This is a genomic window from Pseudoalteromonas sp. NZS37 (assembly GCF_015864265.1).
Taxonomy (GTDB): domain Bacteria; phylum Pseudomonadota; class Gammaproteobacteria; order Enterobacterales; family Alteromonadaceae; genus Pseudoalteromonas; species Pseudoalteromonas arctica.
The window spans coordinates 363,734-383,260 of sequence record NZ_JADYXL010000003.1; the positions used below are offsets into that span (position 1 = coordinate 363,734).

The 19,527-nt window shown below is 39.2% G+C and carries 17 protein-coding genes; 16 read left to right on the top strand and 1 reads right to left on the bottom strand.

Translation table 11 applies throughout. The annotated features are described in order from the left end of the window. The first annotated feature begins 118 nt into the window (after positions 1-118). The 5 genes from I6F47_RS07535 to I6F47_RS07555 all read left to right on the top strand — a co-directional run bounded on the left by I6F47_RS07535 (position 119) and on the right by I6F47_RS07555 (position 9,755). Positions 119-1,288 carry an efflux RND transporter periplasmic adaptor subunit gene (locus tag I6F47_RS07535; protein WP_010553924.1) on the top strand — a complete coding sequence of 390 codons (1,170 nt, stop codon included), beginning with the start codon at positions 119-121 and terminating at the stop codon, positions 1,286-1,288. A gap of 9 nt (positions 1,289-1,297) precedes the next feature. Beyond that, entirely contained in the window at positions 1,298-4,450 is a 3,153-nt protein-coding gene (locus I6F47_RS07540) for an efflux RND transporter permease subunit (protein WP_197100606.1), read from the top strand. Then, on the top strand, positions 4,443-5,855 hold the full coding sequence (locus I6F47_RS07545) for a TolC family protein (RefSeq protein ID WP_101217022.1): 1,413 nt from the start codon (positions 4,443-4,445) through the stop codon (positions 5,853-5,855). The genes I6F47_RS07540 and I6F47_RS07545 overlap by 8 nt, the downstream gene beginning before the upstream one ends. A 10-nt stretch (positions 5,856-5,865) precedes the next feature. After that, positions 5,866-6,894, top strand: a complete 1,029-nt coding sequence (locus I6F47_RS07550; RefSeq protein ID WP_165722564.1) for a zinc-binding dehydrogenase — start codon at positions 5,866-5,868, stop codon at positions 6,892-6,894. Positions 6,895-7,499: 605 nt separating this feature from the next. Next, on the top strand, positions 7,500-9,755 hold the full coding sequence (locus I6F47_RS07555) for an acyl-CoA dehydrogenase (protein WP_024605458.1): 2,256 nt from the start codon (positions 7,500-7,502) through the stop codon (positions 9,753-9,755). Between the two features lie 191 nt (positions 9,756-9,946). On the opposite strand, the gene I6F47_RS07560 is transcribed toward I6F47_RS07555, so the two are convergent. Beyond that, positions 9,947-10,909 (bottom strand): integron integrase, encoded by a 963-nt coding sequence (locus I6F47_RS07560; protein ID WP_076926105.1) that lies wholly within the window; start codon positions 10,907-10,909, stop codon positions 9,947-9,949. Between the two features lie 246 nt (positions 10,910-11,155). Here I6F47_RS07560 and I6F47_RS07565 point away from each other — a divergent pair, with 246 nt between their 5' ends. The 11 genes from I6F47_RS07565 to I6F47_RS07615 all read left to right on the top strand — a co-directional run bounded on the left by I6F47_RS07565 (position 11,156) and on the right by I6F47_RS07615 (position 19,446). Further along, entirely contained in the window at positions 11,156-11,710 is a 555-nt protein-coding gene (locus I6F47_RS07565; protein ID WP_197183626.1) for a hypothetical protein, read from the top strand. Between the two features lie 112 nt (positions 11,711-11,822). After that, the gene (locus I6F47_RS07570; protein ID WP_197183627.1) at positions 11,823-12,287 is read left to right on the top strand and encodes a nuclear transport factor 2 family protein; all 465 of its coding nucleotides are present in this window, start codon (positions 11,823-11,825) and stop codon (positions 12,285-12,287) included. 130 nt (positions 12,288-12,417) lie between these two features. Continuing rightward, complete coding sequence (locus I6F47_RS07575; RefSeq protein WP_197183628.1) at positions 12,418-12,804, top strand: DUF7668 domain-containing protein; 387 nt, start codon at positions 12,418-12,420, stop codon at positions 12,802-12,804. A gap of 156 nt (positions 12,805-12,960) precedes the next feature. After that, positions 12,961-13,953 carry a hypothetical protein gene (locus I6F47_RS07580; protein ID WP_231609187.1) on the top strand — a complete coding sequence of 331 codons (993 nt, stop codon included), beginning with the start codon at positions 12,961-12,963 and terminating at the stop codon, positions 13,951-13,953. 116 nt (positions 13,954-14,069) lie between these two features. Continuing rightward, a complete protein-coding gene (locus I6F47_RS07585) occupies positions 14,070-14,843 on the top strand; it encodes a DUF2971 domain-containing protein (RefSeq protein ID WP_197183630.1) in 774 nt (257 codons plus the stop codon). A gap of 111 nt (positions 14,844-14,954) precedes the next feature. Then, a complete protein-coding gene (locus I6F47_RS07590) occupies positions 14,955-15,353 on the top strand; it encodes a hypothetical protein (protein ID WP_197183631.1) in 399 nt (132 codons plus the stop codon). Positions 15,354-15,452: 99 nt separating this feature from the next. Beyond that, a complete protein-coding gene (locus I6F47_RS07595; protein ID WP_197183632.1) occupies positions 15,453-15,872 on the top strand; it encodes a hypothetical protein in 420 nt (139 codons plus the stop codon). A 122-nt stretch (positions 15,873-15,994) separates the two neighbouring features. Further along, positions 15,995-16,543 (top strand): hypothetical protein, encoded by a 549-nt coding sequence (locus tag I6F47_RS07600; protein ID WP_197183633.1) that lies wholly within the window; start codon positions 15,995-15,997, stop codon positions 16,541-16,543. A 46-nt stretch (positions 16,544-16,589) separates the two neighbouring features. Then, positions 16,590-17,564 (top strand): transposase, encoded by a 975-nt coding sequence (locus I6F47_RS07605; protein ID WP_197183634.1) that lies wholly within the window; start codon positions 16,590-16,592, stop codon positions 17,562-17,564. A 163-nt stretch (positions 17,565-17,727) separates the two neighbouring features. Then, positions 17,728-18,789 carry an RHS repeat-associated core domain-containing protein gene (locus tag I6F47_RS20580; RefSeq protein ID WP_231609188.1) on the top strand — a complete coding sequence of 354 codons (1,062 nt, stop codon included), beginning with the start codon at positions 17,728-17,730 and terminating at the stop codon, positions 18,787-18,789. A gap of 15 nt (positions 18,790-18,804) precedes the next feature. Further along, positions 18,805-19,446 (top strand): hypothetical protein, encoded by a 642-nt coding sequence (locus tag I6F47_RS07615; RefSeq protein ID WP_197176023.1) that lies wholly within the window; start codon positions 18,805-18,807, stop codon positions 19,444-19,446. The last annotated feature ends 81 nt before the right edge of the window (positions 19,447-19,527 follow it).

A 19,527-nucleotide genomic window follows, 5' to 3' on the forward strand; every position in this document is an offset into this window, starting at 1 on the left:
ATTACACCTTAACTAATCTATTGATGCCATTTTGGCATTAATGAATTTAAAAATCTATGGTTTTTACACACGGGTTTAATCCGTATTATGCGAGGCTAATCAACAATGGAGCGTCTTCATGAACAAACATCTAATTGCTGCTGCACTTACTGCGGCATCTTTAACACTTGCGGGTTGTGCTGATGAGAGCACAGCTCAATCAGCACCTGCACAGCAACTTCAACCAATTGATGTAGCACAGGTGCTTGTTAAGCCGGTACAAAGCTGGCACACATATACAACTCGTTTAGAGTCTCCACAAGAAGTTGCTTTAATGCCGCGTGTATCAGGAATCATCGATAGCATTGAATTTAAAGAAGGCGACGTGGTTAAAGAAGGCGATGTTTTATTTCAATTAGATGCTCGCCCATTTGCAGCGGTTGTTGCAAGCTTAAAAGCACAAATCAATAGCGCAGAAGCCGCACTTGAACAAGCTAAAAGTGAAGACAAACGTGCGGTACGCTTATTAGACCGTAAGGCAATCTCAACTGAGCAAGCACAAGCGCGTACTTCAACACTACGCCAACGCGAAGCACAGCTTTCTGCACTTCAAGCACAACTTACTTCAGCAGAGCTTGATTTAGAGTTTACGTCAGTAGTATCACCAATTGATGGCATTATTTCTCGCGCAAATATTACTAAAGGTAATAACATACTTGCGGGTCAAAGCGTATTAACGTCAATTGTTTCAAACCAAGCTATGTATGCTTATTTTGATGTTGATGAACGCACATGGAATAGCTCTTTTAATGATGTTACTGCTGCGAGCCACCAAACTGTTGTAATGCAAAAAGTGGGTCAAAGCGATTTTGCATACAAAGGCTACATTAACTTTATTGATAACCAAATTAATTCATCAACGGGTACATTACGCGTACGTGCGGTATTTAATGAAGACAGTAACCAATTACGCGCAGGCTCGTTTGCACGTATTAAGCTTGCAGCCAACTCTATTAGCGACGCGATTATTATCCCAGAACGTGCAATTGGTACCGACTTAAAAAATCGTTTTGTATTAACGGTTGGCGAAAACAACGTACTTGAATACAAACTTATCACTACTGGTGAGCGTTACGGTGCATTACGTGCGGTTACATCGGGCCTTAACGAAGGTGATGTTATTGCTGTAAATGGCCCAGCTCGCGTAGGCCCTGGTATGCCAATCTCTCCGCAAACAGTAACAATTGATACAAGTGGTGTGGCATTTACATTGTTAAATGACAACGCACAACTTGTGGCTAAGCAATAAGGTTTATTGATGAAATTTTCGCATTTCTTTATACAGCGTCCAATATTTGCGGCCATGCTGTCATTGGTTATTTTAATTGCTGGTGGTATATCACTATTCCAATTACCAGTAAGTGAATACCCAGAAGTAGTTCCTCCAACTGTTGTTGTTACCGCCAACTACCCAGGTGCTAACCCTACCGTTATTGCGCAAACAGTAGCAACACCGCTGGAGCAAGAAATTAACGGTACTGAAAACATGCTATATATGTTTTCGCAAGGTACCAGTGATGGCCGCATGACACTAACGGTAACCTTTGCGTTAGGTACCGATTTAGATCGTGCTCAAGTACAAGTACAAAACCGTGTAAACAGTGCACTTCCGCGTTTGCCAGAAGAAGTACAACGTTTAGGTGTTGTGGCTGAAAAGTCATCACCAGATTTAACCATGGTAGTGCATTTATACTCACCTGAAAAAACGCACGACACAGCTTACTTATCTAACTATGCTGATTTAAATATTAAAGATGAAATTGCGCGCTTGCCAGGCGTAGGTGATATCCGCATGTTTGGTGCTGGCAAATACTCAATGCGAGTATGGCTAAACCCAGATGCACTTGCTGCACGCGAATTAACAGCAACAGATGTAGTAACAGCACTTCGCTCGCAAAACCAGCAAGTTGCAGCAGGTAGCTTAGGCGCGCAACCTATTTCAAACGACAGTCAATTTCAAATATTGTTAAACGTTAAAGGTCGTTTAAACAGTATTGAAGAATTTGAACAAGTTATTATTAAAGTAGGCGACGAAGGTCAGTTAACGCGTTTATCTGATATAGCCCGTGTTGATTTAGGTCAAGACACTTACGCACTGCGTGCAGAGCTTGATAACCAACCAGCACTTGCAATGCCAATATTCCAACGCCCAGGTTCAAACGCTATTGAGCTTTCCGATCAAGTACGTGAAACAATGGCGCGCTTATCTAAAGATTTCCCTACTGGTGTTGAATACGACATTGTGTACGATCCTACGGTATTTGTTCGTGGCTCAATTGACGCGGTAATTGCAACGTTGCTTGAAGCAATTGTACTGGTAGTTATTGTTGTTATTGTATTTTTACAAACGTGGCGTGCATCAATTATTCCGCTAATTGCTGTGCCTATTTCGCTCATTGGTACGTTTGCCGTAATGCAGTGGTTAGGTGTCTCAATTAATACCTTGTCGTTGTTTGGCTTAGTATTGGCCATAGGTATAGTTGTAGATGATGCGATTGTAGTTGTTGAAAACGTAGAGCGTAATATTGAAAAAGGCTTATCGCCACTTGAAGCAACCCGCGTTGCAATGAGTGAAGTAACAGGCCCTATTATTGCCATTGCGCTAGTACTAAGTGCCGTATTTATTCCTACTGCGTTTATTACCGGTTTATCAGGTCAGTTTTATAAGCAATTTGCACTTACAATTACAATTTCGACGATTATCTCAGCGTTTAACTCATTAACGTTATCGCCTGCACTTGCTGCATTGTTATTAAAATCGCATGATGCAAAACCAGATGCATTTACGCGTTTACTTAATAAATTGTTTGGTCGTTGGTTGTTTAAACCATTTAACCGCGTATTTAATCGTGGTGCTAAAGGTTACGAAAAGCTGGTACAAAAACTAATTCGTATGACCGTTGTTGTAATGGTGGCTTACATTGCACTTGTTGGCGGCACAATTAAGTTATTTGATACCGTACCAGGTGGCTTTATTCCACAGCAAGATAAACAGTATTTAGTGGCTATTGCGCAGTTACCTGACGCATCAAGCCTTGATCGTACTGAAGATGTACTTGCTCAAATGCAGCAAATTGCATTAGAAGTACCAGGCGTTGCACATACTGTTGCTTTCCCTGGCTTATCAGTGAACGGTTTTACAAATAGCCCTAACAGCGGCATTGTATTTACACCACTTGAAAGCTTTGACAAACGTACCGACCCAAGCCAATCAGCGATGGCAATAGCGGCGCAGTTGAATAAACGTTTTGCCGTCATTGATGAGGCATTTGTAGCGGTATTTCCACCGCCGCCAATTCAAGGTTTAGGGACTACCGGTGGTTTTAAACTGCAAATAGAGGACAGAGCTAATAAAGGATTTGAAGCACTATTTAATAGTCTGCAAGCCGTAATTACTAAAGCGCAACAAGACCCAGCATTAATGGGCCTGTACTCAAGTTTCCGTATCCAAGTTCCACAAATGGATATTGATATTGACCGTGAGCAAGCGCTTATTCAAGGTATTCCACTTGATGAAGTATTTAACGCACTGCAAATTTACTTAGGCTCTGTGTACGTAAATGACTTTAATATGTTTGGTCGTACGTACCAAGTAAATGCACAGGCCGATGCTGACTACCGCTTAGACCCTGATCAAATACTTAATTTAAAAGTACGTAACCGCTCAGGTAATATGGTGCCACTAGGCTCTGTATTAACAGTAACTCCAACAATTGGTCCTGACCGTGTTATGCATTACAACGGTTACCCAAGTGCAGAACTAAATGGTAGCCCAGCGCCAGGTTATAGCTCTGATCAAGCACAAGTTGCTATTGAAAAAGTACTCGCAGACACACTACCAACAGGTATTGAATATGAGTGGACTGAAGTAACGTACCAACAAGTACTTGCCGGTAACACTATGGTTTATGTATTCCCGTTAGTTGTATTACTTGTATTTATGGTACTTGCAGCGCAGTACGAGAGCTTACGTTTACCACTGGCAATTATATTAATTGTACCAATGACTATTTTCTCAGCCTTGTTAGGTGTGTGGTTTGTTGGCTCAGACAACAACATATTCACCCAAATAGCATTAATAGTACTGGTGGCCTTGGCTTCTAAAAATGCGATATTAATGGTTGAGTTTGCAAAAGATAGACACGACTCAGGCTTATCGCACTTAGAGGCAATACTTGAGGCATGTCGTATGCGCTTGCGCCCAATATTAATGACCTCAATTGCATTTACAGCAGGTGTTGTACCGTTAGTACTTGCCACCGGTGCGGGCGCCGAAATGCGACACGCAATGGGTAACGCAGTATTCTCAGGCATGATAGGTGTAACCGTGTTTGGCCTATTGTTTACGCCGGTATTTTATATGTTAGTGACTAACAAAAAAGAGAAAGCGCAGGAGAATACTCATGACTAAATTAATGCAAAAAAGGCTTAAAACAAGTCTGACTGCCAGTGCGGTATTAGTCGCTGCGTTTTTAGCCGGGTGCGCGAGTAAAATAGACACCATGAGCGAGCAAAAAGCTGTTAACGAATTTGTTGCTAAAGCTAATATTGCTAGTAACGTTAGCGTTGCTGATGAAACAAACTGGTGGAAAAAGCTTAATTCTGATCAACTAAATGAGCTTGTTACTGGTGCGCTTGCAAATAACTATAATTTGCAAACAAGCCAGCTAACACTTAAAAGTGCATTAGCGCGACTAGGAGAGCAAAAAGCCCAATACCTACCGCAAGGTGGCGTAAATGTTGGCGCAGCTCGAAGCGATGCACCAAGCGTGTTTGACCGCCAATCAAGTGCAAACGTTGCTCTTGATTGGCAGCTAGATTTATTTGGTCGCATAACAGCGTTGGTTGATGCTGCAAATGCATCAGCCATGAGCCAAGCAGAGCAAGTACGCTTATTACAAATTGAAGTAGTTTCGTCAGTTGTTAAAGGCTTTGTAAGTTATCAAGGCAATGTTGAAAAACAACACATTGTTACACTTCAAATTGAAGCGCTTGAGCAAAGTATTGACGTTCTTCAAGCCCGTGTTGACGAAGGCGTCGCAAACGAGCTTGATTTAAACCGTACGATGGCGCAGCTTAGGCAGCAACAAGCACTAATGCCTGCCATTGAGTATGCAAAATACAGCGATTTATCTGCTCTTGCAGTACTAAGCGGTAAGTTAGCGCAAAATATTGCTATTGAAAACGAGCAAGGTGTGCTTGAACGTGACTTTAGCGTAGCACTAAAAAACGCTAATAATGCCATTGCCTTACGTCCAGATATTAGCCGTGCATTGTTTGATTTTAGCCAAGCAAATAGTTTAAGTGTTGCAGCTAGCAAAGCGTTATTACCAGATATTAGCTTATCTGCATTTGCAGGGGTTGTGAGTATAGATAGCACAGGCTTAAAAAATACCGACCAACAGTGGCAAGTAGCGCCGCAATTGCAATGGTCGTTATTAAGCTACCCAGCATTATTAGCACAGCGCGACGCGCAGCAGTTTTTAAGTGAAGCCGCTTACAGCGATTATCAACAAGTAGTATTAACTGCACTAAGTGAAAGTGAACTTTCACTGCAATTGTTGGTCAATCAAGCACAGCAAAAACGCTTTGCCGATGAGCGCTATGACTTTGCTAATAAAGCATTTTTACAAGCACAAGCAATGTACGAAGAAGGTCAAATTCCTTACCTTGAGTTGTTAGATGCGCGCCAGGATGTTTTAATAGCACAAGAAAATGCTGTTGAAACAACAATTTCTTCACTGCTTGCCAAAGTAAATGCTTACCAGTCATTTAATGGCCAATGGAGTTATGCGTTAAACGACACTAATAAGTAGAGTTATATTGATGCCAAATACTGAAAATTTACATGAATACATTATCCCGCAAACGATGCGCGCTATTGTACTGCCAGAACCAAATGAAGCAATTGACTTAGCGGATGCTGAGCTGCCTGTTCCTATTTGTGCAGATAACGAGCTGCTTGTAAAAGTAGAGTACGTTGGTTTAAATCCAGTTGATGGTCAATTTGCTAAAACAGGCTTTTGTAAATGGCAGTATCCACACATTTTAGGCTTAGATGCCGTAGGTGTTGTGGTTAAAGCTAATAAAGGTGTGTTTCCAAATGTTGGCCAGCGCGTTATGTGGCATGCCAACATTGGTGAGCAAGGTGCTTTGAGCGAATACACCAAGGTACCTAACTTTGCAGTGTCGGTTGTGCCAAGCGGTTTAAATCCGGCCATTGCAGCAACACTTCCATGCGCCGGTATGGCAGCACTTATTAGTTTAGATAAAATAGGCATTAGTGAAGGCGATACTATTTTTATTGAAGGCGGAGCCGGAGCGGTAGGGCAGTTTGCTATTCAATATGCAAAACAGCGTGGTGCAGATGTATTTACCACGGCATCAAAGCGTAACCATAAATTGGTTAAGCAGCTAGGCGCTGATGTGGTTTTTGACTATAGCGATAAAAAGCTATGCGAAAAAATCCGTAGAGAACTTGGCCCGCAAGGCTTTGATGCGGTTATTGATACGATAGGTGGTGAGTGTACTCAGCGTAATATTGAGTTAATGCGTTTTTGCGGACGTATTGCCTGCTTAAATCCGCTCCCTTGCTTTGATCAAGACTTAATGTATCACCGAGCGCCCAATATTAGTGTTGTATCGATTGGTGGTGCGTGGCTTGCTAATAGTTTATGTGCACAACAACGTTTGAGTTTTATGGGCAACCTGTTACTTGAAGGAGCTGTTAGTGGCGACATTAAACACCCAGAAATAACGCCCGTAGATTTTAGTGCTGAGTCAGTATCGCAAGCACTTAATAAACAACTTGCTGGTGGTTTTACCGGCAAGCAAGTTGTTAAAGTTGCTAAGTGAAGCGCTTATACAATTTGATTTAAATTTAGGTAGTTTTAGCTAGATTAACTGATAATGTAGCCTCTACAAATTGAATAAAAACGTAGCCTATTTGTGCTGCGTTTTTTTATGCCCATCAAAAAATAGATACAGCGCTAGGGTCTGTTGATCTTTCAAGGTTGAATTTGCAGCAGTCTGTTTGGTATTTAGGCAAGGCAGAGCCTATGTAGTGTGGTTATTCCCCATAAATGGGCGATAACGTAGCATTAATGCCAAACAGGCGCTGCCCAAAGGGTTCTTTCTAGGGGCTATTTACTCTTTGTTGCTCGGTTTTTACTTAGCCCACTAGGTTACAAACCTCGCGCCGCGATTAAATAGCCCCTAGTTTGAACAAATTTTAATCCGCAAAGATCAACAGACCCTAGAGCTTTTGCTGTTTTATTCATCATTTTAGCTAAAATACTTTTTTTCAGCGTACAACTGTAAGCCTTTGTGTTTCAACAGTTTACGTTCAGGTAAAGAAAATAAATTGATAAAACTGTTAATTAATTGAATAGAGTAATTGATCTAAACGATTTTTTATGACGTAATGTAGGTATTATTTAGCTGGTCGGATGAGTTCAATCATGAGTTTACGTACAAAACTAAAAAAAGTATTACCAAGTATTTCTATCACAGAACAAGAAGCGCTAGACGCGGGTGATGTATGGCTTGAAGGTTCTATCTACCAAGGTAAGCCTGATTTCAGTGCACTTCGCGACGTACCTGCTGCTAAATTAAGCGCAGACGAGCAAGCATTCTTAGACGGTCCAGTAAAAGAGTTATTGGGCATGATTGACGATTCAGTGATTCAAAACGGCATTCATTTACCAAATGACATCTTAGAATTTTTGAAAAAAGAGCGTTTTTTCTCGCTTATCATTCCTAAGTCGTTTGGTGGTTTAGAGTTTAGCCCTTATGCAAACTCTACTATTGTTGGCACAATTGCGACTAAAAGCTCAGCAGTAGCGGTAACCGTCATGGTTCCTAACTCGTTAGGCCCGGGTGAGTTATTACTTCACTTTGGTACGCAAGAACAACAAGCGCATTACTTACCACGCCTAGCAAATGGTACAGACATTCCATGTTTTGCATTAACAAGCCCAGAAGCGGGTTCTGATGCAGGTGGCATTCCAGACATTGGTACAGTAACTAAAGGCATGTACAACGGTGAAGAAGTACTTGGCCTTGAGATAACATGGGACAAACGCTACATAACGCTTGCACCTATTGCTACTGTACTTGGTTTAGCCTTTAAAGTAATGGACCCTGATGGTTTATTAGGTGGCAAAGAAAGCTTAGGTATTACCTGTGCACTTATTCCAAAAGAGCACCCAGGTGTAGAGCTTGGTAATCGTCACGACCCAATGGGTATTCGTTTTTACAACGGTACTACACGTGGTAACAAAGTATTTGTACCAATGGACTTTGTTATTGGTGGACAGAAAAACATCGGCCGTGGTTGGCAAATGCTGGTTAGCTGTTTAGGTGCTGGCCGTGGTATTTCATTACCTGCGCTAGGTGTTAGTACAGCACAAGTTGCATTTAAATCAGCATCTGAATACGCAGCAGTGCGTGAACAGTTTGGTTTAGCCATTGGCCAGTTTGAAGGTATTCAAGAAAAACTAGCTGACATTGCAGGTAAAACATACTTGCAAGAAGCAATGCGCGTACTTACAACTGAAGGTTTAGGCATGGGCTTAAAACCATCAGTAGTAACTGCAATCGCTAAATACCACATGACAGAGCTTGGTCGCGACGTGCTTGATTCAGCAATGGATATTCAAGCGGGTAAAGCGATTCAAAACGGTCCACAAAATACATTAGCAAGTGGTTATGTTGCTCAGCCGATTGCCATTACGGTAGAAGGCGCGAACATTCTTACTCGTAACCTAATGATATTTGGCCAAGGTGTTATGCGTTGTCATCCATATTTACAATCTATGGTTGAGTCAATTCACAGCGAAGACAAAGGTGCAGATAAAGAATTTAACGGTATTTTACGTAAAACAATTAGTTACAGCACAGCAAACAGTTTACGTGCTTTCCGCTTAGGTGTTTTACCATTTACAGCAAGTGCTAATTCTGAATTACCAGAAGTACGTGACTACGAAAAAGCAGTACATAAATTATCTGCAAAACTTGCAGTGTACGCAGACTTTTCGTTACTTGTACTTGGCGGTAAGTTAAAACAAGCAGAAATGCTATCGGCACGTTTAGGCGATGTAATGAGCTTCTTATATGCAGCTATGGCATCAATTAAATACTACGAGCAAAAAGTATCAAGTAGTGACCGTGAGCAAGCAGCTCCGTATTTCCATTACGCGACTCGTTTTGCACTACAAAGTGCTGAAGAAGCATTGCATAAGTTTTTAGATAACTTCCCTGCAAGTGGTACACGTAAGTTTATTCGTTTCATTACAATGAACTACTCAACTAAAATGCCAAAAATTAGCGATGATTTAATCCGCGAACTAGCTAAGCAAGCTCAGCTAGATACCGCATTTAAAGCGCAAATTACGCATTTAGTTAAACCAGTAGTAGGCGATGGTCATCATATTAATGAGCAAGCTTACAAAGCTAAAATGGCATCACTTGGCGAGCTGGCTAAAGTTAAAAAAGCACTGCGTGCTAAAGTAATTAAACCAGGTATACGCTTTAACATCACGCTTGATAACGCACTAGCGGCAAACGTAATCACGCAAGCTGAACACGTTCAGTTAATTGATTACAACATCAAACGTGAAAAAGCGATTCGTGTAGATGAGTTCGATTTTGATATGAACCTACTAGACGATAACGCACAGCCGATTAACCCGCTTAAAAGCGTAGTTAATCAGTAAGTTAAAGTAATTAAATTCAATGATGCAAAGCGCCCGCAGTATCGGCGCTTTTATTTTTGATTAAAAAATTAGTGTGGAGCCCCGCTTGTGTAAAAACAAGCGGGGCTTTTTTATGTGTTTTTAAAGTGGAAATAGATGACGGTATTGATTTGTAAGCGAATATGTATGCGTAGAGGATTAAAAAGAGACGCTTATAACCTCGAAAAAGGGCTGATAACCCCGTTAGCACCTTGTTGTAGTACATGGGTATAAATTTGTGTAGTACGTACATCGCTGTGACCTAGCTGTGTTTGTACTGTGCGGATATCAGCGCCGCTTTGCAGCAAATGCGTAGCGAAAGAGTGACGCAAAGTATGTGGCGTAACATGTTTATTAATATGTGCATCAAAAGCGGCTTTTTTAACAGCGCGTTGTAATTGTTTTTCATCGATATGATGACGTCTTAATTGCTTACTCTCAGGATCAATGCTTAATTTATGTGATGAAAATAAATATTGCCAGCCCAGCTGTCTATTGTGGTTTGGATATTTTTTACGTAATAAATGAGGCATGTAAGCGCCGCTATACAAGGGGTTTTTCAAATCTAATTGCAGGTAACTATCAACTAATTGTATTTGAGAACGTAATTGCGGTGTGAGCTCTACGGCAAGGGTTACAACACGATTTTTGCCTCCTTTGCCATCCCAAATTCGAATGCAGTTATAGTCAAAGTCAATATCGTGTATCCGTAAACGCAGTACCTCCATTAAGCGCATACCGCTACCATAAAGTAATCCACAGGGTAAATAATGCTTTGCAGAGCACACTTTAAAAAAATTATTTATTTCTTGCTGCGTTAAAACTACCGGTAGTTTAGTTGCTCGTTTGCTCTTAATAAAACCTAATGATAATGAAAGTGGTTTTTTAATCACTTCTTTAAATAAAAAGCTCAATGCATTTAAGGCTTGCGCTTGAGTGTTAGGAGCAACATTTTGTTGGTTGACAAGGTGGTTTAAAAAAAGTTCGACCTCATTGTCTCCCATCGTTGTTGGGTGCCTCATAGAGTTAAATCGAATAAACGAAGCTATCCAGTATAAATACGCTTTAACGGTACTTTTAGCATAACGCTTTAGATACATTTGTTCGGCTATCATAGTTAAAAAAGGTGATTTCATGATATGAATCTCTAGCAAAAGTTAACTGTATATATAGACAGTGCTTGTTGTTTTGTCCAATATTACTGATCTCCACCATTTCGGTGCATTTTCGCACTGATTAAAAATAATTTTCAGTTAACTAATTGTTTACAGGTGTTTATTTGATGGTTAAGATAAATGCATTGTAATATATGGACATTTGTCGGTTTATAAAACGACAAATGTCGTAGACAAAGTTGTTAGGTGCATTTTAGAGGTCTGAGTATGGATGAGAGTTTTGTAAAAGAATTGGATTCGTCTTTAGAAGTATTTAACACATATTTTCCGAATGAAAGAGATGACGTAGACATACTTATATTGCGTGGTCATCAATTAGCAGAAACAATGCTTTATAGTTTTATTCGTAAAACAGTTTCTAATCCAAAGCATATTGAGTCTTTTTTTATAAGTTGGGAGCCTCTTGTTTCGCTCGTAAGGGCATTAATGCAAGATGATGAAGAAGAATATACATGGGTATGGAAATCACTAATAAAACTCGCTAAAACAAGAAATCAAATAGCGCACAATATAAATCCTGATATTCAGAGTAAACATGTAGCGGATTTTATTAACTGTGTAAGGTCTCAATTTTCAGGCTTTAATAATGTAGTTGGTGATGATGACCTTAAAAAGGCGATATTTATTGTTTATTGTGGTTTATCAACAGCTCTTGCTCTTGAAAAGTATCCCTACTGTGGTGCAACATATTTGGTTCGAGATGAAATCCATAAACATGGTCAAGAGCTTATATCTAAAGGGATAAGCGTACAAAGCACCTAACAAGGGTTTTCAAGTCGGACTCGTAACAGTTTGCTCGGTTCCGCTTCGCTCCACATTTTAGCAAACTATTACTCGCCGCTTAAAACGGCGTTAGGCATACAAGGAGAGTTCAGTGAAAAAATTAACTTTAGTATTCATATCCCTTATTTTATCTTTTTCAAGCTCTGCAAATGACAAGTTCACGGCAGATCAGTTAATCGAAAAAGCAAAAGCATTTGTATCAGCTAAAAATGCTCGTCAACAACCAAATACAACCACTAAAGAAATAGATCATTATATATCGCTATTATCTGATAATTTCATAGATGAACATGTTAAATTCAAGTTTACGTATACTGATAAATCGAAACTCCGTTCAGATATGGTTGATAAACTAAAAGATGAAGTTATTAATAGCAATATTGAGATAAACGAAATTATGGTAGGGGCTAATGTCGTTTTTATAAAAATGACTGAAATGGGTAAAGTTAAGCCTGTACACTTAGATAAAACCATTGAATATAGTAAAACTAATATTGTTTCATTAGAGTTTAACGAGTCAGGTTTAGTAAAGCATATCCGCCGACACCACGGTTAATGTATGCCTAACAATCGCCTAAACTCCGACAATGTTATGTTGTCATGGTTTTGGCAAAACAACGCAAAAAGCCACGCCAACACATTGCGTGTTAGGCGGGCGTTAGGCTGCACTTCGGATAGAAATAATCATGACGGAAATTGAGATAGCTGTAGAGAAAGATGAAGAAAGCGAACGCGCAATACCTACTGTTTGGAGAGGAATATTTTCAAATATCGTTGAGGCCTTCTCTAAAAAAGATTACTCACTCTCCATCGGTGTCGAAGATGTTTCTTTCATTTCTGATGAAACAGCGAACCATATTCGAGAATACATTTATGATTACGGAGAAAAATTAATTCCGCTGCCTGAAGAAACTTGGGAGTCTTCGGTGTGTATATGGATGGGAACTCACTGGGATGTTCTTATCGACTTATGGACGCAAGGTGAAGGACGTAGCGACCTAGTACTTGGGGCCCAAGTTTCAGAACAGGGTAATGGGTATATAATTGAAGTTGATATGGTCTATGTGCCGTAAATTACTTAAAGTGCCTAACAAGGCTGTAAACCTGATGCAGTTTGCTTCGCTCCGTTTTGTGTATGGCTTCGCCATTTTACACAAAACTCCACTACACAAACCGCACAGGTTACAGCGGCGTTATGAGGCAATGTTAACATGGAGGTTTGTTTAAATATGGAAGAGTCCGTAGTCTCAGCAGTAAAAGACTTTGCAAAATCTATTAATTCTAGTAGTAAAGTTGTTGCCGATATGACACCTCTTATAAATGCAACGTCTTGCTTGCCCTTATCCAACTTTGATTATTGGGAAAGATTAATTCGAAGTGAGTTTTCTTCAGCAATTGAAAGTTCAGCGCAACCCAAATGGAAAATTTGGTTAAACTCTTCACCATTTTTGACATGGGTTGACTTGTGTAATTGGGATGGCTACAAACGTGAAAAAGCATTACGTACATTATCAAGTGGTGCTCCAAATAGCTTTTTCTTTACCTTAACTCTTCGTAGGTTAAATGACTGGGTTCCAGAGGTCAGAAAAGCCGCCAGAGAAAAACTACCTCAAATAGCAAAACTTACAGATCCTAACTATGTCGCAGAGTCTTTATGTCTTGTCTTATCAAACTGGAATTCTTGGGGGAGAATAGAAGTATCTGATAAAATGGCTTTGCTTGACATCATTTCCCAAGAAGAGGTTACGAATGCGATTAAATCAAAAATCATATTTGATGTCTCTGGCCCTTTAGCTACTATATTCGCTCAAATTGGGCGAACCTCTGTACTTGACGAAAGCTTAAGCGAAATCGCTAATGCTTCAGTTCAGCCTGCTGTTCGTGCTAAAGCGTATAGATGTCAATTTGAAGGTAAAATGACTTGGTTTGAAGGAAGAAAGTGGGAGTGGACTGATATTAGGTATTGCGAAGGTCGTATGATGCCAATTATTTCAGAGAGAGAATTGTTCGTAAGTTTTGATTTTTTGAGTGTATTGGAAAAATCATCTGTTGATCGTTCCTCCATGGTAAGGAGAATTGCCGCTGAAATGCTCATAAAAGAGTTAGATAACTTAGGTGATTACGCACTAAAACTTGCAAATATTTTTTCCTCCGATGCTTCAAATACCGTTTCTGAGCGGGGAAAATTTGCATTAAAAAAATTAAAAGAAAAACAAGTGTAAAGCCTCATAACAAGGCATTTAAACGGAACAAAAACAGTGGGTTACGTTTCGCTTCGCTACACATTTTAACCCACTATTTTTGTCCGCTTAATGCGGCGTTATATCACTAAGGAATTATGTCCCCATCAAGCTTTTATAAATACTGTCCTGTATATCAAGATCAATCTTTTGATAAAGAATATTCAGTTATCAACTTGTTGGCTGATCAAGTTACTTTCTCAACTAGAAACAACTTTAATGACCTATTTGACTCTAAAGTAAATCTTATAAAACCAACAAGAAAAGACCTAAAAGAGATCTCATCTAAGCTAAAGACATCAAAAAGGTCAGAATTTAAAAAAGTGTTTTGGGGTGACGACTGGAAGTCAAAAGTTCAGTTATTTGAAAACGAAGTAATAAAGCTATTTGATAACTACCTTTATTACTGCGTTACAGATAAAAACGACAACAATTTAATGTGGTCACATTATGCAAATTCTCATAAAGGTTTCTGTATAGAGTGGGATTCAACTAAAATCCTAGCAGAACAAGTGAAATACCAATCCAATATCCCAAGTTTTAACCTAATTGACTTAATAGAAACCCATGTAGGCCTTGGTGATAACACAAAAGTAGGGAATGATATTTGGCAAGCTTTACGTACTAAGCTCAATGAATGGGAATATGAATCAGAATATCGTTTTCAAATGAGCAATGCGATGGAGCAACTTATAGTTAAAAAAGAACCTAACTTCGCAATCGTAAAGTATCAGCCAGAGTGGATTAGGTCGATTATATGGGGTTGTCGAACCACAGAAAAAACTAAAAAATATATCAAAGAAAACCTTCACTTTGATGTGAAGTTCAAGCAAGCTACTGAAGGACTTAGTTCTATAATCATCACAGAGTAAACGTGATATAACAAGTCATTCAAAAGGACAAAAAACAGTTGGTTTTTGCTCCTTCGTCGCTTATTTTAACCAACTATTTTTTGCCTCTTAATGAGGCGTTATGCGTAAAATATGAAGTCACTATATATAGCCAGCTTGAGTACAGTTTTAACCGTTTTTGTAGTTACCTTTGTGGTTACTGCTATAGATTCAATTGGTTCTGATTATACGGATATACGAATATCGCTCTTAATAGCAAGCGTAGCGGCCATTGTTGCTTTAATTGTTGTAATGGTCTGGGCATTACCTGTGCATTTTGCACTTAAGAAGCTAAACCATCAGGGTTTTTTCTGGTATCTGTTAGCTTCTGTGGTGCCCTGTGTTGTATTCATCTATGCATTTAAACCGTTCGGTCAAGACTCTAATATTGACCTAATTAAACAAACATTATTTTGCAGCTTTTGTGGCTGCATTGGCGCTGGTATATTTTGGTATATGGCTGTATACCGTCAACGCATAACAAGCGCCTAAACTCCGACAATGTTAAGTTGTCATGGTTTTGGCAAACAACGCAAAAAGCCACGCCAACACATTGCGTGTTAGGCGGGCGTTATGTGTCTATGGAGTCGTATGTATCAATCATATTTTGAAGATTGGGAAGTTAAAGCTAATTTTACTAAAGAGTTCGTATCTCTTTGGGGTGGCTGGTTAGGTGATGAAAGTTATAAACTAGATCTTGTAACTGAAAATGAATGGAGCCGTTTTAACGAATTTATCAAGTTACTATCTCAAGGTTTTATGGTTAAACTGGCAGACTGTAAATCAGAGAAACTTCTGGATATAAACAATATTCAGGATACTTTTTCAAACTACAGTGAATCAATGACCAAAGATTCTTCACTATTTTCAAGGTATGTTTTACCTGAGTTAGATTGTGTTATTACAGAAGAGTGGGATTACACTTATATCATTTGGCATAAAAATAATGGGGCTATCGAAAAGCTTGCACCATTTATAACAAAAGCCAAACTTAAGCATTTTTGTAACTAGCCACATAACAAGGGTTTTCAAGTCGGACAAATTACAGTTGGCTTTTTGTTCGTGCCTCATTTATTTTAGCCAACTGCAATTTGCCGCTTAAAACGGCGTTATGTCTCTAGGAGTTTCCCTGCATGGAGTTGCGGCCTACATCAAAAGAAGAGGTTTTCTTAAGCCTTGCTTACAACAGGTTTTATGATCTTGCCGATGAAATAATTGAAGACTCATTTTGGGAACAAGAAGACTGGTATCGTTTTAGTAAAGTGATTAACCTCTTTTCAGTTTATGCTGAGTTGTTGGCTTATGAACCCTTTAAGTATGTTCTTGAGACAATCAAGAAACAAAGACCTCCAATGGAATCTGAAATTGGTGGCCCCTTGTTTAAATTTATCAGAAATACTTTTGCTCACTTTCCATTGTTTGAGAGTTGGAATGAGGTTTGGTTGACAAAAGGCTTAGTAAATTGGCAAAAAGAAGGACTAACCATTGATCGTTTTCTCAAAAAGTACGCTGGGCATACCGAAATAAAGTATAGATTCTGGGAAGCTGAGAAGAAAAAAATGACATATATGAGTATCAATTTTCCAAAGCACTATGATGATAACAAAATATATTTAAGCGAAATTCTTTCTGAAAAAGAAAAATTAACAGTGACACCCATCCTAAATTTTGCTCTTTTTTAAATTAAGGACTACGTTTATTTAGTGTAAAAAACAAGCAGGGTGTCTTATGGCTATCGCAAGAAAGCGTCAAGTAAGTTTGGTTGATACAAAGTACTACCACTGTATTTCACGTTGTGTACGCCGTGCATTTTTATGTGGCGAAGACCGTTTTACAGGCAAGTCTTACGAGCATCGTAGAGGCTGGGTTGAAGACAAACTGCTTGAGTTAGCTAAGGTGTTTTGTATTGATGTATGTGCTTATGCCGTAATGAGTAATCATACCCATTTAGTACTGTATGTTGATGATAAGAAAGCGAATAGGCTAAATGATAAAGCGATTGTTATTCGCTGGCACAAGCTGTGTAAAGGCACTGTACTTACGCAAAAATACATGGAGGGCGAAAAGCTAAGTAAAATAGAACTCATATTTTTTAATCAAACAGTAAAAGAATATCGAGAGCGCCTATCAAGTATTAGCTGGTTTATGCGGTTGTTAAATGAAAACATTGCTCGCAGAGCAAATAAAGAAGATAACTGCACGGGTAGGTTTTGGGAGGGACGATTTACGTCTCAAGCATTATTAGATGAAGCAGCCCTTGCGGCCTGTATGGCATACGTAGACTTAAACCCCATCAGAGCAAAAATGGCAAATACACCAGAAGAATCTGACCATACCAGCGTTCAAAAGCGACTAACATACGCTAAAGAGGGCAAACAACCAAAACAACTCCTGTGCTTTGCAGGCATGCCACGTCAAATAATGCCAAAAGGGCTACCGTTTGAGCTTAAGTCGTACCTTGAACTTGTTGAATTAACAGGACGTTGTATACGAGAAGACAAGCGCGGGCATATTGATAATATGAACCTTCCCTTGCTTGAAAGGCTTAACATATCCCCAGAAAACTGGTTAAAACTCACAACACAATTTACGCGCGTATTCCATGGGGCAGTAGGCAGGCCCAGCTCACAAATAAGCTACTGTGAAAACTTAAAGCGAAAGCGGCGAGCGAATATCAGTAACTGCGAAAAGCTACTGGCATAAAGCTTCAACTATTCATTAATAAATCATAACTGCATCATGCAGGCATTTTCATGCGTGTAATTTAGATTAAGAGCGCTAGTGACTTATTTGATGTATGAAATGAAAGCAACCCGGCGATAAAAGATAAATTCCTAACCTAAAAATTAAATTTAATAGTAACGTTTTGTTTGTTCGATTAGAGTGGCTGTCAAGTTTAGTTTCGGCAAACCAACTTACCACTGCAAAAGGTAATAGTTACTTATACGATGGCCATAACCGCCGCGTAAAACAGAGCGATGGCAATGGCACCAGCTATTCAATGTACAGCCAAGATGGTACATTACTGTATAGAGAAAAAGGCGAGACCATAACAGGCAACGGCACTAACTATATTTACTTAGGTAAAAAACTGATTGCTAAATATGGTGATGTTACACCGCAAACCGTGAATGCAAGTCGTCAACACAGTCGCCCATTTGGTGAATCGATAGAAGCACCCAAAGATGACGTAGGGTACACAGGGCATAAATTCGACACCGATTTAGGGTTGAGTTATATGCAGGCACGATACTATGATCCAGTCATAGGTCGTTTTTACTCAAATGATCCGGTTGGGTTTAACAATGTTCATAGCTTTAATCGATATGCCTATGCTAACAATAATCCGTACAAATATGTTGACCCTGATGGTCAATTGGCAGTTCCTTGGCATGGAGGAATAACTTTTTTTGCATCAATTGGTGCGGGCAATGATTTATGGTCAAGTCTTAAGATCGCTTATAGATCTATGCAGGCAGATTGGGAGGAAGGCTCTCAAGGGGTTGATAAATTGGCCGTTGCAAGACACGCTATGTCTCACAGTAATCAGAGCAAGTTAGAAGCGGCTGCGAATCATAAGGCTTTTATAAATACAGCGTTAAATAATGGAGACCTAGGATTGGCTGCTCATGCTATCCAAGATCAATTTGCAGGAGGACATCGTGGATATTTTGAGTGGCTTGGAGGTTTTTTCGACAAGGGTGTTGGAGTTGGGGTAGCCCATTTATGGCATGATATCTTTCCGTCATTTTCTACCATTTCTAATGCATATACTGCAACAAAAGATGGTATAAGTGGTAGAGGTGGAAAAGGAAGTGGAAGCAATTCAAGTGGAAATGGTGGTAAAAGAGTAAGTAATTCTACAGCAGGCTTACTTTGTGGAACTTTAGCGTGTAAAGAGAAAATTAGAAATGATAAGTTTCGTTAAAAAAAGGAAGAGCTCATGAAAATTAAAACTTTTGCTTTCATTCTTATTGTTGAATTAATGCTATCTTCGTGTACAGCAACAGAAAAAGTCAACTATGAAGGAATTATTAGTTCTGATTATTCTGAATATTCAAGGCCATCAATAAAGGATGTAGAAGCTATTATAAATAATCAAAACTATCTAGTTGGTTTCTCGTGGGTTGATAGTCCGATAAATAGTATCGTTTTAATCAAGTCAAGTAACAACGTATATTGTGCGGTAAAATTCACAAAAGTAAAAAGATTAAACGATGAAACTGAAGCGTCTACTTTTAATTCAGGAGCAGAAACATTTTTGGCTAACTTTGACATTTTAGAGTTGTCGAAAAGTGGAATTAAGCGAGAAAGCAATAATGTTGAATTAGTAGACTCTGCATCTATAGGTATTGGAAGGTTGGCGTTTTCTGTAAATAATAAAACAGTTCGTTGTGGAAATTCTAAGCTTTATTGGTCTTATCCTACAGCACTTTCAATTTCAGATGAAGATACAGCTACTAAACTAGCTCCTGCTAGAGCTTTAGATCTTGATAAAGTAAATTTTTTCGCAGATGGTCTAAATTGGGTAGGATATGATGATATGAGAAAACACTACAAAGTGCCAACTATTAAGGGTTACTAAGAGAGGATGAGGGTAAACATGAACGCTTTTCTCATCTAGCTAATCGTTTTTGAATCCAAAGCCCCGCAAGGGGCTTTATTT

Excerpts from the sequence above, each read along its gene's own strand:
- I6F47_RS07615 (WP_197176023.1), top strand. The coding sequence starts at position 18,805 with ATGAAAATTAAAACTTTTGCTTTCATTCTTATTGTTGAATTAATGCTA.
- I6F47_RS07600 (WP_197183633.1), top strand. The coding sequence starts at position 15,995 with ATGGAGTTGCGGCCTACATCAAAAGAAGAGGTTTTCTTAAGCCTTGCT.
- I6F47_RS07590 (WP_197183631.1), top strand. The coding sequence starts at position 14,955 with ATGAAGTCACTATATATAGCCAGCTTGAGTACAGTTTTAACCGTTTTT.
- I6F47_RS07595 (WP_197183632.1), top strand. The coding sequence starts at position 15,453 with ATGTATCAATCATATTTTGAAGATTGGGAAGTTAAAGCTAATTTTACT.
- I6F47_RS07580 (WP_231609187.1), top strand. The coding sequence starts at position 12,961 with ATGGAAGAGTCCGTAGTCTCAGCAGTAAAAGACTTTGCAAAATCTATT.
- I6F47_RS07545 (WP_101217022.1), top strand. The coding sequence starts at position 4,443 with ATGACTAAATTAATGCAAAAAAGGCTTAAAACAAGTCTGACTGCCAGT.
- I6F47_RS07560 (WP_076926105.1), bottom strand. The coding sequence starts at position 10,909 with ATGAAATCACCTTTTTTAACTATGATAGCCGAACAAATGTATCTAAAG.
- I6F47_RS07605 (WP_197183634.1), top strand. The coding sequence starts at position 16,590 with ATGGCTATCGCAAGAAAGCGTCAAGTAAGTTTGGTTGATACAAAGTAC.
- I6F47_RS07575 (WP_197183628.1), top strand. The coding sequence starts at position 12,418 with ATGACGGAAATTGAGATAGCTGTAGAGAAAGATGAAGAAAGCGAACGC.
- I6F47_RS07565 (WP_197183626.1), top strand. The coding sequence starts at position 11,156 with ATGGATGAGAGTTTTGTAAAAGAATTGGATTCGTCTTTAGAAGTATTT.
- I6F47_RS07550 (WP_165722564.1), top strand. The coding sequence starts at position 5,866 with ATGCCAAATACTGAAAATTTACATGAATACATTATCCCGCAAACGATG.
- I6F47_RS07585 (WP_197183630.1), top strand. The coding sequence starts at position 14,070 with ATGTCCCCATCAAGCTTTTATAAATACTGTCCTGTATATCAAGATCAA.
- I6F47_RS07540 (WP_197100606.1), top strand. The coding sequence starts at position 1,298 with ATGAAATTTTCGCATTTCTTTATACAGCGTCCAATATTTGCGGCCATG.
- I6F47_RS07555 (WP_024605458.1), top strand. The coding sequence starts at position 7,500 with ATGAGTTTACGTACAAAACTAAAAAAAGTATTACCAAGTATTTCTATC.
- I6F47_RS07535 (WP_010553924.1), top strand. The coding sequence starts at position 119 with ATGAACAAACATCTAATTGCTGCTGCACTTACTGCGGCATCTTTAACA.